8 protein-coding genes and 2 pseudogenes are annotated in these 16681 nt (G+C 41.4%); all 10 read right to left on the bottom strand.

Annotated elements, in window-relative coordinates; genetic code table 11:
• A pseudogene (locus tag C4E06_RS26340) lies at positions 1 to 2173 on the bottom strand (chloride channel protein); the annotation flags it as partial.
• A gap of 80 nt (positions 2174 to 2253) precedes the next feature.
• The gene (locus C4E06_RS26335; protein WP_107671298.1) at positions 2254 to 5001 is read right to left on the bottom strand and encodes a D-Ala-D-Ala carboxypeptidase family metallohydrolase; all 2748 of its coding nucleotides are present in this window, start codon (positions 4999 to 5001) and stop codon (positions 2254 to 2256) included.
• Between the two features lie 37 nt (positions 5002 to 5038).
• A complete protein-coding gene (locus C4E06_RS26330) occupies positions 5039 to 7957 on the bottom strand; it encodes an N-acetylmuramidase family protein (RefSeq protein ID WP_107671297.1) in 2919 nt (972 codons plus the stop codon).
• 72 nt (positions 7958 to 8029) lie between these two features.
• A complete protein-coding gene (locus C4E06_RS26325; protein ID WP_107671296.1) occupies positions 8030 to 9625 on the bottom strand; it encodes an SPFH domain-containing protein in 1596 nt (531 codons plus the stop codon).
• Positions 9626 to 9677: 52 nt separating this feature from the next.
• The gene (locus C4E06_RS26320; RefSeq protein WP_107671295.1) at positions 9678 to 10721 is read right to left on the bottom strand and encodes a hypothetical protein; all 1044 of its coding nucleotides are present in this window, start codon (positions 10719 to 10721) and stop codon (positions 9678 to 9680) included.
• A 180-nt stretch (positions 10722 to 10901) separates the two neighbouring features.
• Entirely contained in the window at positions 10902 to 11810 is a 909-nt protein-coding gene (locus C4E06_RS26315) for a M23 family metallopeptidase (protein WP_198649057.1), read from the bottom strand.
• A 35-nt stretch (positions 11811 to 11845) separates the two neighbouring features.
• Positions 11846 to 13144: a homoserine dehydrogenase gene (locus C4E06_RS26310; RefSeq protein ID WP_107671294.1), complete on the bottom strand. Its 1299-nt coding sequence runs from the start codon at positions 13142 to 13144 to the stop codon at positions 11846 to 11848.
• 90 nt (positions 13145 to 13234) lie between these two features.
• A complete protein-coding gene (locus C4E06_RS26305; RefSeq protein ID WP_107671293.1) occupies positions 13235 to 14152 on the bottom strand; it encodes a CoA-binding protein in 918 nt (305 codons plus the stop codon).
• Between the two features lie 27 nt (positions 14153 to 14179).
• Positions 14180 to 15418, bottom strand: coding sequence for an ATP-grasp domain-containing protein (locus C4E06_RS26300; RefSeq protein WP_198649056.1), 1239 nt, complete (start codon positions 15416 to 15418; stop codon positions 14180 to 14182).
• A 20-nt stretch (positions 15419 to 15438) separates the two neighbouring features.
• A pseudogene (locus tag C4E06_RS29765) lies at positions 15439 to 16681 on the bottom strand (HlyD family efflux transporter periplasmic adaptor subunit); the annotation flags it as partial.

Here is a 16681-nt window from a genome sequence, read left to right as displayed (position 1 = left end):
TTACGAATTAAAATATCAATCACCGGATCAAAAACACTCCCGGACTGTGGTGATTATCAGTCCATTCTAAGACCATCAGATTAATATGTCGTTCTCGAATGGTGTCTAAAATAGCTTGAGCGCGATCGTGGGCCACTCGAATTTGAGTATGAACCGGAAGATGATAGTGGCGACCCAGTCGTTCCATTCTTTGTAATAATTGACGACTATATTGGGTGATCACGGGAGTTTGAGCCGGATCACTGTGTTTGGGAACGGTAATCACTTGTAAACATTCGATTTCTTGGTTTTGTTCTTGAGCGATCGCTGCACTAATTTTAAACAGAGACGTGGCCGTCTCAGGGTTAATTAAAGGTAATAAAATGCGACCCTCTCCTGCTAACGGGGCCCGAGTCTGATAGGCAATATACGAAGGATCAGGAACCACCTCATTAATAGTGGTGTCATCCCCTTGTAACTGATTGGCTTCAATGCGAATAATATCCGTTCGGGTGATAATCCCCACTAATTTATGGCCTTCAGTCACCGGAAGACGGGACAATTGATACCGGTTGAGCAGATATAAAACATCACTTAACGACGCTTCTGCTTGCACCGTAATGGGTCGTCGGGTCATAAATTCCGATAAAGGAGTATATCCGGGTTCTTTCTTTAATTTCGCCAGATCTGTTTGGGTAACAATACCCACCAATTGACCTTGATCCACCACCGGAAACCCTCGATGACTGGAATTAGACATGGCTTGCAGCACTTTATCTAGGGTTAAATGACTGGATAAGGTTTCTACCTCGGACTGCATTACCTGAGAGGCCGTTAATTTGGAGAGAAAATCTTGTGCTGTGGCCGCTTCGTTGATATAGATACCCCGAGCGTGTAACATATGTTCGTAAAGAGAACCCCGTGACACACTTTCGGCCACGATATAAGACACCGCACAAGTGACCATTAAAGGTAGGACTATATTAAAGTCGGTATTGAGTTCAAAGACAAACACGATCGCTGTTACCGGAACCCTCACCACTGCCGTAAAAAAGGCTCCCATTCCTGCCAAGGCGTAACTGGTTTGAGTCCCCGTTCCCGTCACAAATTGTTCAAAATCTCCCACTAAATACCCTAAGGCCGATCCCAACACCAGCGCCGGTCCGAATAACCCCCCAGGGGCGTTGCAACTATAGGCCAAAATGGTGAGGAAAAAATGAGCCACGAAAGCTAATAAAATACGACTCCCATCTAATTCCCCCGTGACCAAAAAGATGCGTAGGCCTGCATTATCCCGAAAGAAAGGGGGTAACACAGAGATGATCAGGCCTGAAATCATGCCAATGATGGCAATACGCCAGGATAAGGGTAAATTGAACCGCCTTTGTATTCTGACACTAGCCAGCAGTCCTTGATTAAATAAAGCCCCTAGTACCCCGGCTAAAATGCCTAGGAGGAGATAAAAGGGAATTTCTGAGACGGAAAAGGTAATATCGGGTAGTTCGAGTAAGGAGGAGGGAAAATTTAGGGTAGATGATTGCAAAATTAAGGAAACCACCGCCCCCGTAAAGGAAGCGACGATAGCCGTTTCTAGGGTTAACCCCGACACATCTCGCATCAACTCTTCAATCACAAAGAGAACCCCGGCGATAGGAGTGGTAAAACCGGCCGCCAGTCCAGCTGCTGCCCCGGCTGCGATCATTTGTCGTCGATGTTCCGGGGAGGTGGGAACCCAACTACTGAGTTGGGCGGCTAAGGCTGCTCCGATATGAACCGTCGGGGCGCGACGGCCGAGGGTTAAACCTCCCCCTAACACTAAAATGGTTCCAATGAGTTTAACCAGGGCCACCCGTAAGGATAAAGGCACGGGATACCGCGCTAAGGCGGCTTTAACTTGAGTGATACCGCCCCCGGTAGCGGTTGGGGATAGGCTTTCGATCATTAACCCGGCTAAATAACCTAAAATGAGTCCTCCCAGGGGAAGTACCCAGATTGCCCCAAATTGGTTGGCTAAAGCGACACGCCACCCCCCTAACCATCCCACTCCTTGTTTGAGGATTAAGGCGGCGATCGCAGAAAGCACTCCAATTAAACTGGCTTCGACTAAGGCATAACGGGTGTCCGTGGCGTTGATAGCCAATCTCCTTGTGGTGAGCCATTGATAAAAGCGTTGAGGCATTGAATGAGGCTGCATGGATTACCCAGATTGCGCCAGTTTATCTCGATCATAGAAGATATTTTAGGCGTTTAATGTTCAATTTTCTATATTTATAATTAATAGGGGAATCTACCTCCTTTGGTCCCTCCTTTTTTCCATCCTTTTCCATTACGCATATCCAGGTGAACAAATCCTTTTTTAGCTCCCCATCCCAGATGTCCATACCAACTGCGATCTAACCATTTTTGAAATTCATAGATCCCGCCTTTAGCGGGTCGAATATCCGCTGCCCGGCCGTAGATATGTTGTGAGTTGGTCGCTCCTCGTTGCTCACGGTTAACATCATAAGGGTATCCCAATTTGGTACTGGGTCTAAACCAACTATTAACGATCACCCCAGATCCCCAATCTTCTCGTATTTTATCTAACTCTTTTGCTAAAGCTAAAATATTTTTTTCTTCAGCACTATTGGTTTTAGGGCGACGACGATGGTCATTTTTGGTCACTTCAGCAACGGTAAAATATTTACTGATTCGTAAACTTCCGTTACTCCAATCAATTGCCCCTGGAGTATTATGAATTTCTCCAACTGCTTGATTGGTGGTGATTGTCCCCTCTGTATCTGTTTCATCTCCTTCCCAAGAGGTATCCCAGTGACCATCTCTCTCAGAGTCATAAATATACCATTCCCCTGCATTAGAAGCGAGCTTGACCCAATAATGTCCCCCTCCTACATCTTTATAAGCTTCAACCCCATAGCTTTGGCCCGTAGCAACGGCCAGTTTTTGAGTCTCAGATAGCTGAAAATTTTGTATTGGTTGTTTTTTCAAAAATGTATCTTTAAGAGCCGTTATTTTCTGCATCGAGGTTTTTTGTGGCTCTTGAGGCGTAACAATGGTTTCAGCTTGATCAAGACCCTGATTTTGTTGGGCTTTACACTGTGCTAAGCTTTTGAGTTTTGTGGCGTAAAATTTAGCACGAATCATCACATCTGAACTATAATCATTTCCCGTTGTTCCTCGATCCATTCCGGCTTTCGTTTGAACATCATCGGGTCCAAAATTATAAGCAGCTGTAGCTCCTTTAAGCACATAGTCATCTGACCAACTGGGATGTTTTTGTTGAACTTGTTGACGACAAGTAGCCAATATTTTAGTCGCCTGATTAATGTGCGCTTGGCCGCCAGGCCCTTCGATCAGGTTTGGGGTATGTGATTTTTTATCAACCTGCATGATACCGTACCCTTGGTATGATCCATGTTGAAAGTCCCCCCAGCCATTTTTGAGAATATTACCCCCTCGGGATTCACGACTAGCGATCGCAGCAAGCAAAGCAGGGGGAACATCGTATTGAACAGCGGCTTTGTAAAAACGTTCAACATACTGCTCAATTCTGGGCCAGTCAGTTTGGGCCATTTTCTGAGAAGCACTAATTCCTGATATTTTCAAACCGTCTTGTTTAGCTGTGACGACAGAAGCTCCTTTACTAATGAGAAAAGCTTTTTCTAATGCTTGATCCCAACGCTCAGGTGTAATGGTATGTTTGACAATATTCGCTTTAGGAATGGGGACTCGATTAAGAATGCTCTGGGTTGTCCTTTCTCTGGTTACAGGGTGCTTAGTGACTCCATTACTTGATACTGAAGAGGTGGATTGAGATGATGGTGCTTCAGTTGAAGGAACCCAAGACAACAATGCTGTTTTAGTGAGTAATTGTTTGCCAGTAGGATGTTGTTTGAGCCAGTTTTGATTTTGCTTTAGCCATTGTTGAATGGTTTGTTTTCTGGCTTGATCAAATTCTTCAAAAATCCGAGTTAACCCTTTATTTTGGTCTATCGTCAGTAAATCGTTCAAAATTTTCTGAGATAAGGACGTATTTTTTTCTTTGCTTTCTCCTTGTTGAGAAGCTTTATAAATTAGTGCAATGACGCGATCGAGTTCATAATGCCAATTATTGGCTCTTGTTGGATTTCGTTTTTGAATAGCTTGATCAAACTGCAAAAGGGCCTCATCTAATTTGGGAGGAATACAATCTCTATAGGCGCAGGCCAGTTGTGCATGATAGCGATCGTTATTGGGATCACTGTTAACTAAAGCTTCTAAAATAGGAATGGTTTGTTTAATGCGATTTTCATAGGCTTTTACACGAGAACCTAACCGTCGAGCATCTCTAGCGGTTTCAAAAATTCTTTCTTTTACCTCTGAATCAACAGAAGATGATTGTAGTTGATTAGAAAGCTCTGAAAGTTCATCACCATTAAGACCTTGATAAATTTGGCGATTGGCTAGGTTTTGTAACGTCTCAATTTGATTAATAGTTTCTAGTCTTTCTTCAATAAAATCTGCATCTTTAATACGAGCAATTAACCGTTTAAGGGCAGCTTGCATTACATATTCGCCGCTATAACCCCCGACTAAACCCACCACAAAAATGGTAGCCCCTGGTTGATCTTTTAAAAATTCAGCTAGGACAATATAAGCAATAAAAGCCCCTGCAAAACCGACAAAAATATCGCCGATAAATCCTGGTTTTAAACCCTTATCATTTTTTGCCCAAGAAGGAAATTCTAGCATTTTATCTTCTTCGACCAAAACTGAACAAAGAAGTCCCCCAAAAACACCAGCTAAGGTTAAAGGAAGATATAATTTTAAAAATAAGTTTTGAGATAAAATGCTTTCCCAATTTTGTACTAATAAAACGACTGATGTTTCTTTAGCAAAGGTTGCAAGATCAAGAAGACTGAGGAGAAAACTAAATCCTAACGCTAAAAAAAGCCCTATGGTAAATAGAACGATGAATTTAATAGTCATGTCCCAACAAATTAGGGATTGAGTTGCCGGTGAATTATGTTGGTTTGGTGTCATTGTGAATCAATTTTATAATGTTTAATTTTTTGCTTTTTTAAGCTACTTTCTGTTTCCAACTTTGATAACTACTAGCCAATTTAATGTCATACTTATTAGCACTATAACTAGGGCCATTGTAACCACGAGCAAATTTTGCCCAGTCTTTATTTTGCAGCGCAGGAATCAAATTATTGTTCTTACAAAAATTCAGCATATGTCTTAATTGTTGATATTCTCCCTGATGAGCTTCTACTACCATTTGCTCAACAGTCGAACAGCCTGCTACTTTATAATTAAATCCCATTACTTGTCCTAATCCCCAAGAAGCTGACTGAAGTGCTGGAATGGGATCGAATGTCATAGCATCCAGTAACCTTTGCCATTCGCCAGAACCGCCTTTATATAAACTTCTATTCCATCGGCGACTGGCTAAGTCGGGTCGGCTTTTACTGACGGGTTCCGGGGTTAATCGATAGAAATGGTGTGCTTCAAACAAAATCTTAGGTCGTGCTGGAGTAGGTTCTTTGAGCAAAAAGCCACTACCTGATGCCTCAACTTCGACAACGGCTCGCACAACAGCGACTTCTAAACCAAACTCTGCAGCTGCTTTTGCATAGTCGTCGGCACTTAACGCTTTTTGTTCATAACCATTAGGAATGGTAACGATAAACTGACGACTCCCATAGAAAACGGGAGGATAAGTATACTTAAATTCTTGTGTAGAAATGTTGTTCATTGGTTCTGGGGATAAAGTGTTATCTCGAAAGGTTCCATCCGTAGAGCTTATTTCTTGTGAACTGTCTATTCTGGTAGGAACGCCAACTTCAAAGTGAAAATGATTATCATGACCTCCTGCTCGCTGACACAGTCCTTGGTTAATCAGTTGAGTATCGTTAAATAACACCCTTGTCACAAGGGGTTGTTTGCGAAATGCTTCGATCATTGCTTTAGTGGCATTTCGGTCATATCCTCCATCACGCCAGGAATTAAGGATATGTCCTCCATCAGTCCGAGGAAGGGAAACATCACAAGCATTACCGCATTCATGTCCACTATGATCTCTGGTATCTCCCCCCTGAGGATGACTGACATCGTTGATGGGAATGGGGGAAATTTTAGGGTTGCCTTTGCGATAGTTGTCTTCGTAATATTGTCCAGCTGCGATAATCGTATCGGATAACCAATTCGTACCGTAGTCGTGATTATCCCAGGTTTCGATCTTCACTTCGCGGTTAAAATATCCTTTTCCTTCTGCTGGCATGGTTATCCAACGAGGTGCATTGGCGGCTTGTAACCATTGGTGAGTTTTTCCCCCCACATCAATTCGTCCATCTCCTTTAACCTGGCTTTTGCCGTCAATAATAGATTGAAAGAGTTTAATCGCTTGAATCAAACCTGGATCGACGGCAGATCCTGGTTTAAACCAATCAAACCCTAATTCTTTCAATCGTTGTTTAACTTTGGCAACATCATCAGCATGGTTGGTTCCTTGAGATCCGACACTTCCGCGAAGGGATAAAGCAGGAACTTTCGGAAGGTTTCTGGATTGGCTATCGGTCATACCTGATATCTGCTTTTGAGAACCAGATAAGGCAGTTTCCCAAGGTAATTCCCAATGCTTAGCCCAAATGTACCAAATGCCGGCATTATGATCTAATTGAACTTGGTAATGGCCATCAGTGGTGTTGACATATTTGAGAACTGGGTAAGTTTTGCCGACTGTTACTTCTACAATTTCATCGGAAGCGAGGGCTGATGATTGAATAGGATACTTTTTTAAGTAGGTTCGATTAACTGCTTTAATAATTGTATTGGATGGGGCAATAGTCCAGGCTTGTTTGAGTAAATTGGCTCCTCCACTGTGTTGCTGAATCCAGGTTTGATTTTTTTCTAGCCATTCTTTGATAAGTGTTTTCCTTTTGGGGTCAAATTCTAGAAAGATTCTGCTTAAACTATGACTGTTATCTAGGGTGAGCAAATCAGCTAAAATATCGTCTGATAAAGGAGTATTTTCTTGATTACTGTGTCCTGTTTCATTGGCTTTATGAATTAAAGCAACGACGCGATCGAGTTCATAATGCCAATCATTTTCGTTGGGTTGCGTATTACGGAGTTCGATAGCTTCATTAAATTGAGCGATCGCTTCGTCGAGTCTAGGGGGAAGATAATCTCGATAAGCACAGGCGAGTTGCAGGTGATAAGGGGCATTATTGCGATCGCTTTTTACTAAGGATTCTAAAATCGGTGCGACTCGATTAACTCGATCTTCATACGCTTTGACGCGAGATCCTAACCGTCTAGCATCTTTAGCCGCCTGAAAAATTCGCTCTTTGAGGTTAGTATCCACTGAAATGGTTTGCAGTTGAGTTTGTAAATAAGATAGTTCTTCTGGGGTAATTCCTTGATAAATTTGGCGGTTGGCTAACTGTTGCAAATTCTCTGATTTTCTTATCTGTTCGAGCTTTTCTTTTTTGAGATCAACTTGCTCTATCCTTTTAATTAATCGCTGAGAGGCAGCATCTAAGACGTATTTACCGCCATAACCCCCAACTAATCCAGTGACGAAAATCATCACTCCTGCTTCTGTCCCTTGTTTAAGTGGTTCTGGTAAAGCTAAATAAGCAATTAATGCGCCAGCAATACCAACAAAAATATCGAGAAAAAACCCTGGCTCTAACCCTTCGCCATTTTTTCCCCAGCTTGGAAATTCTAAGGTTTGGTCACATAACATTGAATAAAGCAGTCCGCCGAGTGTACCGGCCAAAGTTAAATTAAGATAAGTTGGGACGATATAAAATAATCTCCAGTTTTCAATTTGTACATCCCAAATGACTTTATCAGCTATATTAAATTGAGAAGAAAAACTAACTAAACTAGCAAATGCTATAACTAGGCCAAGACCGATGGCAAATTGAACTAAAAACTTAATTATTAATTTCCAATGGATAAGTTTGGGTGGTTTGGTTTGTGTCACTTTTTCTAAACTCCAAATTTTCAGATTTAATCATTTACTTCTGCAATAACAAGGGACAAACTTAGATTTAGTCTAAGAACTCTGACCGTTTTTATTTTCTTGCATTGATTTCATGGTTTCTTCTAACATTTTTCCTAATTTTCCTTCCATCAATGTGTTAAGAAATAGTATTCCACTGGTGGAAAGCATCAGTTGATTCATTCCGTCACCGTTACCACCAGGAAAAGTATAAACATTAGAATTGCCTAATACTCCGTCTTGGGGTTTTAATGCTTCTGCTAATTCCGGCAATTGTGCTATTACACTAGGGGCTAACGTTTGAATTATTTGTGCTGTGCGTGCTGCATCAGTGGGTGGAATTTTGTTATATCGATCGCTTTCTGCTGTTGTTAATGCTGTTATTGCTGTTGCTTCATGGGTCGCAGCAATGGCAGCTTTTTCAGCTATTTTTATGCGACAATCTGCTTTTTCTTCTGCTATAGCACTATTAATTGCTTCTTGTGCTGTTGCTTTAGCTTTTTCAGCTTCGAGTTTATCTTTTTCTGCTTCGATAATAGTTTTCATTGCATTTATTTCTGCTGTTTCAACTGCTTCCTGATTAGTTGCTAATTTTGTTTGCAACTCTTTATTTCCATTAGCTATTGTAATAGCTTGAAATATTTTTGCTTGTTCAACTCTGCTATTTTCTTCTTCCTCTTTAACCTGTATATCTGCTTCTGTTTTTAAACGTTCTTCCTCAATCTCTTTTTCTTGAGTGAATTTTGCTTTCTCAAAAACTTTAATTCTAGTTAAAGATTCGGTTTTTAACCTTATTTCTTCTATTTCTATTTCATCATCTATGTTTAGTTGTCTTGTTTGGATTTCTTGTTCATTTTCAAGTTCTTGCAATTGGATCACTTTTTGTGCATTTAATTCTGCAATTCTACTTTTTTGTATTGCCTCTTGAATTTTCTCAGTGCGTTTTTCTAAAACTTGGGCATCTAAATAATTATTAGGGCTATAGTTTTCATTTTCTTCAATATTACTAATAACCACTGTATCAATATCTAATCCTATTTTTTTTAATCCTTGCATTAAAGATGTTTCGATCTTACTCTTTAAAGCATCTCTATCTTGATTCAACTCTTCTAATTTTTTTTGTCCTATTGCTTCTCGAATACTCGATTCTGTTCTGGGAATGATTGTATTATTAATCGCTTGAAGATTGATGGTATCTTCTTCTTCTAAAAAGTCTGCTATCTGCTCGTTATTTTTGTCATTTAGATTGATATATCCATAAACACTTGCTTGAATATCGACTTTAAAAAAGTCTTGGGTTCGTATATTTGTTGTCACTACATTAACAGAAAATACTTTATTCATTTTGTTTCTTCCATGCTCTGATAAATTTTGATCAGTTAATGATACTCCAGTAGAAAATTCCTCTCTATGGGTCCATAACCAATTACCAATAAATGCGACTATCAAAGTACCTAATATAGTCACTATAGTAAACATGGAATTAGCTAAATACACTTGGGGTACAACCTGAGAATTATCGGATAAATTTTTGCCAGATTCTAATACTGATTCTATTTTTTTCTCAGTTAAAGAGATTTTATCAGAACTCAGCAAGGTATTTTGTTTCATTGTTGTTGTGATATCTGAAAACATAGATAAGCTTTCCATTTTTTTGGTAAGAATTAATTGATCAACAAGGTTAGGGAATTTATTAATAACATTAGGGAAAATCTTCGCCTAAAGTTTCTTTCAAATAGGCCGATAATTTTTCGAGACGTTTAGCTTCTGCTGGTGAAACAGAAGTTCCTTTACTTCGTAAATCAAAATATCGTTCCACAGCAGTTGCTGTACGTATGGTTTTTCCTAGTTGTTTTAATCCTTCAAAATAAGTGATGCTTCCCCTCTTATTAGTTAAAGGATAGCCTGATAAGCGATCGTAGGTTTCTAATACTTCTGTTGCTAGATTTTGCTCAATTTGACCAGGTGCTAAATCGATGCCTTTTTTAATATTAATAACAATATAGGGACTTACTTCTTCCCCATTCGTAGAACTCACTAAACCTTTATTATCCATCCATAAATTATCTAATTCAACGGTTTCAAAGAAGAAAGCATAACTCCCTGTCTGTAACGGTGCTTCTCCGATGGGTACCGCTTCATCTTTTGTCGTCGGATAAAATGCAAAGGTTGTTGTTTTTACCTGGGGTTGAAATCGAGGTTCAAGGATTGTTTTAACAATATTATTAACGCCTTCTAAAGCAACTCGTCCTAAAGTTGTATAAGGAACAAGACTAGGAAAAGCGGCCCCAACATAACCGATAACTTCTCGTAATGCACCCGTCACTTCTTCTAAACTGGAATGACCTAATCCTTGACAAAAGCTACTAAAAGAAAGATAAATTCTTTCAGATTCTTGATTCTTAGAAAAATTTTTTAAAAAATCTTCAACCACTGCAACATTTTCAGCCCAAACGGTTTCTAAATCTTGAGTCATTTGATCGATATGGCTGAGATAATGGGCTTTAAGAACTGGTGTTTCTACATCACCGATTCCCATCTGGCTCATAATAGCAAAATAATTATTATCAAATTCCCCTGCTTTATAGTGACTTTTATATTTGCTGTAAAGTTGATAGGGAATATAGTTAATAGATATAGTAAAGTCTTCGGCTGGTTCGATTAAAGCATCGTTATCTTTGATGTAGGGATCGAGTAAAGAACCAGGGTGAAAAATAGGTACTCTGCCAATGGTTGAGACTGTCACTTAATTTTTCCTTGTCCTGATAAAGAGTTAACAGCTTATCGCTTTATATTAATGGTTTAATTGTTTACAAGAGCCAAAATTTACGAAAACTTAGCAAAAATTTTCCTATTGTAACTTAATGTAAGTTTAAGATAGGAAAAGAGAGAAATAACTCCCTACAAACACGATGAACCCTTGATTTTATTGAGATAAATGAATTTGAGGATCTTGCGCCACCCAACCCACAGGAGACTTAAACCTTACTTCAAAATGTAAATGAGGATTTAAAATATCCGGTCGTCCCGTAGTTCCCACATACCCTAACACATCCCCCACTTGTACCGACTGACCAATCCGTGTGTTAAAGCGACTGAGATGGCCATAACGGGTTTGTCTACCATTACCATGATCAACAATGACTAAAAAGCCATAATTGCCCTCTTGGCCCACATAAATGACGTTACCAGAATCAGCAGCTAACACAGGGGTTCCCTCCTGGGCCAAAATATCCATACCCCCATGAAAAAAAGACTCTCCCGTATTGGGTTCAATATGCCACCCATAACTTAACCCAACTTGGGCCACCGTGGGCAAAGGATAACCCCTTAACCCGGTATAATTATCTTGAGAAGGACGTTCCCCAGGTTTCCAGTTCACCCCAGGAATAAAAGCAACTTTTGGGGTCTCCACACAACCATTAATCTCAAACAAAACGTCGGCCCGAACACCATAAGCAGTGGATAAATCTTGCCAAGTTGCCCCGTTAGGGACTGTAATTTTAATACCATTAAACGGAGGAATTAAAATCTCTTGTCCCACCTGTACTTGCCCCCCTTGGAGACTGGGATTAACACCGATCAAGGTTTGAGGAATTAGATTATACTGTTGAGCGATAGTTTCGATGGTTTCCCCTGAAATGACCTGATGACGTTGTAAACGGGATAAAACAGGAGTCGGACATAGTTCCGACAAAGGAGTTTGAGCCATGGCAGATAAAGGGGAAAACCAGGCGATCGCAGAAAGTAAAGCAATGATCAATCTTGCTGTAAAACTATTAGTTTTTACCCATAAAAACAGTAAAAAAAAGCTTATTTTGTCGGCAAAATCCATCATTATTTACTCGTTTGTGGTCACTGTTCACTGTTCTATAAAACTCTGACAATACTGGGAATACTATCAATTGCCTCTAGGGTACGAATTTCATCTAAAGCAGTACGAAAGTTGCCTTCACAAACCTGATGAGTCACCACAACAATTTCTGCCAGTTTATCTTGAAAACCAATTTGTACCACTGACTCAAGACTCACTTGATGATTACCGAAAGTCGTTCCTAAATGACCGATAACCCCTGGTAAATCTTTGGTGAGGAAACGAGCATAAAAACGGGTGTCAATGGCTTCAATCGGCGTAACTTGACAAAAATGTTGATGAACACAACTTAATAGGGGATCAAGGGTGGTTGTCAGTCCGCTACTTTTGAGGATAGCCACAATATTCATAATATCGGACACCACCGCGCTGGCCGTTGGACCGGCCCCGGCCCCAGGTCCAAAAAACATCACTTGTCCCAAGGGACTCCCTTCCACTAATACCGCATTAGAAACCCCATTAATATTGGCCAGGGGATGATCTTTCGGGACAAGGGTAGGATGAACCCTTAATTGTAATTGTTCGGAGATTTCGCCGTCTGCGCCCTTGGCAATGGCTAATAGTTTAATAACAAACCCTAATTGATCGGCATAAGCGATGTCAGCGGCACTGACTTGACGAATGCCTTCGCAATAAACATCCTCTCGTTTAACCCGTCCCCCAAATCCCAAGGAGGCTAAAATGGCGATTTTGTCGGCCGCGTCTAACCCGTCTACGTCGGCAGTGGGGTCAGCTTCAGCGTAGCCTAATTTTTGCGCTTCGATTAAGACTTCAGTAAAATTGGCTCCGGCGGTGGTCATTTTGGTCAAAATATAGTTGGTGGTGCCGTTGATAATACCAATAATGCTGCTGATACGATTTGCCCCCAACGACTGTTTTAGGGGTTTAATAATGGGAATACCACCGCCGACAGCAGCTTCTAAAAGGACGTAGACCCCTGCTTCATTGGCTGCTGCGTAGATTTCATCGCCATGACGAGCAATGACTGCTTTATTGGCCGTCACTACGTGCTTTTTTTGAGCAATGGCTTGTAAAATGAGCGATCGCGCTGGTTCGATCCCCCCTAATAATTCCACTACGATCGCATTTTCGGGATCATTGACCACGGCCTCTAAGTCGGTGGTGATTACCCCAGGGGCGAGTTGAACTTGACGGGGTTTATCGAGCGATCGCACCCCCACTTTACTGATGTCAATCTCTTGTAATAACGGATTTCGTCCCGTGGGGTCTAGTAGGATTTTTGCGGTTCCTGTTCCCACAGTTCCTAAACCGAGTAAACCAATTTTTACGGTCACTGAATGTTACTCCTATTTTCCTCTGAATGCCATACCCACAATGGGGGTTTTTTCCTTCAACGGCCAACGCCTTGACTATTTTACCAAGGTTTATTTCTTGATGGTTCTTGATCGACGGCGTTGACTCGAAACAACCCGCTTGGTTAATTTGGGAATGTCTTCGACGGTGTTGGCGATTTTCACCCCTGCTTTTTTCAAGGCCGTAATGGTTTGATTTTCTCTGGTTGTCTCAGTTTGATAAGATAGCTGACTGGCAATAATGCTTGTGGCATCGCCAAAACTACGAGTAATGGGGGCTTGAAGCCCTGGAAGATAAGCAATGACGGGTTTTTCAATGGCTGCATCGATATATTGAGCGGCCAATAATTCGGGACTACTGTAGGGTTGGCCCAAGAAAACGATCGCCTCGGTGGTTTCATCTTCTTCCATAATTTGTAACCATTGTTCAAAGTTTGATCCCATCACTGCATCGCAACCGAGACTAATGGCCAAGGATTGCCCTAACCCTACTTGAGATAGGGTTTTAGCCACTTCATCCATTAAGCGATCGCACCGACTAATCATTCCCACTGGTCCAGTGGTATAAAATTCGGGTTCCATGATCCCTAACCAAAACTGACCGGGAACCAGTAACCCTTCACTCCCAGACCCCAAGATAAAAGTATTGGTGATTTGGGCCTGTTCAAGAAGGGTGATCAAGTCTAGGGGCGGAACCCTAGAGGTAACAATCACTAACTGTTTAATCCCTGCGGCCATGGCTTCTAACCCGGCATCTAACACCTCATAGGGAGGGGTGACAATTAAACTGATATCGATTTCTCCTACCTGTTTTACGGCTTCTTCAACCAAGGTAAAGATGGGAATCCCATCGATTTGGTCTGTTTGTCCGTCGAGGGTAATGCCTGCGACAATATTCGTCCCCTGGTTTTTCATTCTGGCAGCATAAGAGATCCCCAATGGATTGGTAATTCCTTGAATTAAAACTTTACTATCGGCTTCCCATTTCATAATTGTTGTATCTTCAATTAAATTGCCCTAACCACTAATTAAACTAACGGTTTTTTTCACTGCTTCACTGAGATCCTCACAACAATCAATCGGTACCTCCTCAAAGGATGCTTCTATAGAGGTTAAATCCCCGGCAGCTAGTCTCAGAACCCATTGTACGGAGTCCCCCTTAGAAGAGGAGGTGACTTGTCTTTCCCGAGTCGAATTCACGCCTGTGAGTCCAGATAACCGTTCTTCGCTATCGGCTGTTTCTGCTGGCGGTTGACAATAATTCGTGATCACCTGGGCGACTAAGTCCGAGGTAGGTTCACTACTGACAATATTAATTAAAATAACTCTTATCTCAGGAAGACTGAGCATTTTTTCGATGGCAATGCCTAACTGTTTAATTAAGGATTTACTGCTACTTTTTTCTTCAATAATAAACGCCCCCACTGGTTTTCCTTTCTGGCCAACCATGAGATCCCAGGTCGTTAACGTGAGTCCCAACCCATTAGCAATAATCCCTACATTACCTCCTTTTTCTTTACTCCCCAGCCAACGGGGTTTTTGGGGAGGGGTGATCACAATGTTTCCGTTAGGGGTTACGGTAGAGGGATGATCGCCTTTGGGAGAGAGAAACCCTAACAAGTCTAAGTGACGGGACAAGGCCATATCATTAACGGTTATTTTCCCATCTAAGGCCATCACTTCTCCAGAGGCACTTACTGCTAGAGGGTTAATCTCGATCAAATCGAGGTCTTTTTCAATAAATAATTGATACATTTTTTCGATAATCGTACTAACCCCATGAATGAGACGACCTTGAAGACCCATTTTTGTGGCTAACCGACGGGCATAAAAGGGAGAAAACCCTTGATCGAGAACCACTTTTTGCATATGTTTTAATAGGGTTTCTACATCAATTCCCCCTTTCGCTGACCCCATTAAGATCGGTCGTTGTAGTTGATAATCCAGAAGAATGGATAAGAAAATTTCTTCTTGGGTGTCATAACGGGCTTCAGCGAGAATCACTTCAGGATATTCTCCTAAAATGGGTAAACTAAAAATGGCTTGGGCCGCCGCCACAGCATCAATCGTATTCTGCACAAAACGAATGCCCCCGGCCCTACCTCGACCTCCCGAATGGACTTGAGATTTTAAGACCACTGGATAACGAATATGCAAGTGTTTGAGTTCACTTAATTCGGCGATGGGTTGGGAGGGTAAAACGGGAATGCCTACCTGATGAAACAGTTCTTTTGCTTGATATTCCAATAAATCCATTTTGTTTGTTGTTTGTCCCATTAACGAACTTGTTTGAGACTTTCCACTTTTTTATTGAACAGTTCTGTTATTAAACTTAACACTGTCCGATTTTCCCGAACTTTAATATTAGCTGTCACAGACATTCCTGATTGTAAAGGAATTTCGCGATCGGCGGTGGCCAAGTATTGTTGATCCAGTTCTACTTTGGCGGGAAAGCGATAAAATTGATAGATTTCATCGGGTTCTAGGGCATCAGAACCGATAGACATCACTTCTCCTTTAATATCCCCAAATTCACTAAACGGAAAAGAATCAATTCTCACATCTACTTTTTGCCCCACTCGCACAAAACCGATGTCTTGGTTCGTAATATTCACTTCAGCAATTAAATTGTCGTCGGGGACAATTTTTAAGAGAGGTTCGGTTTGGTTTGGGGGAGGTACATAACCGGGCCCGGCTTTGAGATCGAAGACGGTTCCTCCTACCGGTGCTTTAATTTCTTGATATTTTAGAGTCACGTTGGTACGACTGATTTGACTGCCTAATTCGGCAATTCGTTTATCATTTTCGACGATGGATTTATTTAATTGACTATCAATATCGGCAATTCTTTCGTTGTTATCAGAAACTTTATCCCTCAAGTCTTTTTCTGTGAGTTTAACAGTATTGACTAATTGAGCTTCTGCTTGATTAATGGCAATTTTTAAGCGTTTTTCTTCTTCGCTAAACCGTTCAATTTCTTTGAGACGATCTTGAACTTGGTTGGTTTTGGCGATCGCGTTCAATGGTTCCGTTGGATCGCAGTTCTGTCAGTTGTTGTCTGCGTTCGGCGATGGTTTGTCGTTGTCGTTCGACTTGCAATCTAGCGACCCCTCCTTCTTCGGCCAACGGTCCAATATCGCCTAAGATTTTTTCTTCAATTTCTAGGGCTTTTTCGGCTTCTGCGATCGCTTTTTCGTTTCTTTGTTCGATCTCGGCCAATACTTTGCGATCGTCGGTCCAATTGTTGTTTAGCATCGGCTAACTCAACTTGTGTTTGTCTGAGTTGTCTTTCTAGCTGATCCATTTCCAGTTGGGCGGCTAAGGCTCTTGAAGAAGATTCCGCTTGAGAGGCTCTGAGTCTAGCGGAGTTGTTCGGGACTTAAGGCGCTTCCTGGGCTTTGATTCCCTAATTCTGTTTGATAGAGGCGATTTTCTGCAATTAAGGGCCGCACGGTTACGGGCTAGAGCCGCCACTTCTGTGGGTAAATCCAGTTTAACGATCGCCCGTTCTACGTCGGT

This window comes from Cyanothece sp. BG0011, from assembly GCF_003013815.1.
Lineage (GTDB): Bacteria > Cyanobacteriota > Cyanobacteriia > Cyanobacteriales > Microcystaceae > Crocosphaera.
The sequence above is the reverse complement of the archived record's forward strand: the minus strand, read 5'-3'. Positions and strand labels throughout refer to the sequence as shown.